The organism is Streptosporangium sp. NPDC053982, assembly GCF_055585205.1.
In genome coordinates this window covers 1-1,224 of sequence record NZ_JBVJKQ010000051.1, presented here as the reverse complement: position 1 = coordinate 1,224, position 1,224 = coordinate 1, and the positions used below count along the sequence as shown (strand labels likewise).

1 pseudogene is annotated in these 1,224 nt (G+C 67.2%); it reads right to left on the bottom strand.

From position 1 onward, the window contains the following. Nucleotides 1-1,224 (bottom strand): annotated as a pseudogene (locus ACZ6W9_RS36975) (DNA-directed RNA polymerase subunit beta); the annotation flags it as partial.

Here is a 1,224-nt window from a genome sequence, read left to right as displayed (position 1 = left end):
CGCTCCTCCGGCGTCAGCTCCGTCTCACCCTTCGGCGTGACCTTGCCGACCAGGATGTCACCGGGCACGACCTCGGCGCCGATGCGGATGATGCCCCGCTCGTCGAGATCGGCCAGCACCTCCTCCGACACGTTCGGGATGTCCCGGGTGATCTCCTCAGGCCCCAGCTTGGTGTCGCGGGCGTCGACCTCGTGCTCTTCGATGTGGATCGACGACAGCACATCGTCCTGCACCAGCCGCTGGGACAGGATGATCGCGTCCTCGTAGTTGTGACCCTCCCAGGGCATGAACGCCACCAGCAGGTTCTTGCCCAGCGCCATCTCACCGTCATCGGTGCACGGACCGTCGGCGATGACCTGGTTGACCTCGACGCGGTCGCCCTCGGCCACGATCGGCTTCTGGTTGAAGCAGGTGCCCTGGTTGGAGCGCTTGAACTTCGCCACCCGGTAGGTCGTGCGGGTGCCGTCGTCGTTCATCACCGTGACGTAGTCGGCCGAGACCTCCTCGACCACACCCGCCTTCTCGGCGTTGATGACATCCCTCGTGTCGGTGGCGGCGCGGTACTCCATGCCCGTGCCGACCAGCGGCGCCTCGCTCTTGAGCAGCGGCACCGACTGGCGCTGCATGTTGGAGCCCATCAGCGCGCGGTTGGCGTCGTCGTGCTCCAGGAACGGGATCATCGCCGTGGCGACGGACACCATCTGGCGCGGAGACACGTCGATGTAGTCGACCTCCTCGGCGCGGACCAGCTCGGTCTCACCGCCCCTGGTACGGGCCAGGAGGCGCGGCTCGGCGAACGAACCGTCGGGGTTCAACGGCGTGTTCGCCTGCGCGATGACGTGCCGGTCCTCCTCGTCGGCGGTGAAGTGGTCGATCAGGTCGGTCACCTTCCCGTCCACCACCCTCCGATAGGGGGTCTCGACGAAGCCGAAGGAGTTGACCCGGCCGAAGGAGGCCAGCGAGCCGATCAGGCCGATGTTCGGGCCTTCCGGCGTCTCGATCGGGCACATGCGGCCGTAGTGCGAGGGGTGCACGTCACGGACCTCGAAGCCGGCCCGCTCCCGCGACAGACCACCCGGGCCCAGCGCGTTCAGCCTGCGCTTCTGCGTCAGGCCCGCCAGGGGGTTGATCTGGTCCATGAACTGCGACAGCTGGGAGGTGCCGAAGAACTCCTTGATCGACGCCACGACGGGGCGGATGTTGATCAGGGTCTGCGGCGTGATC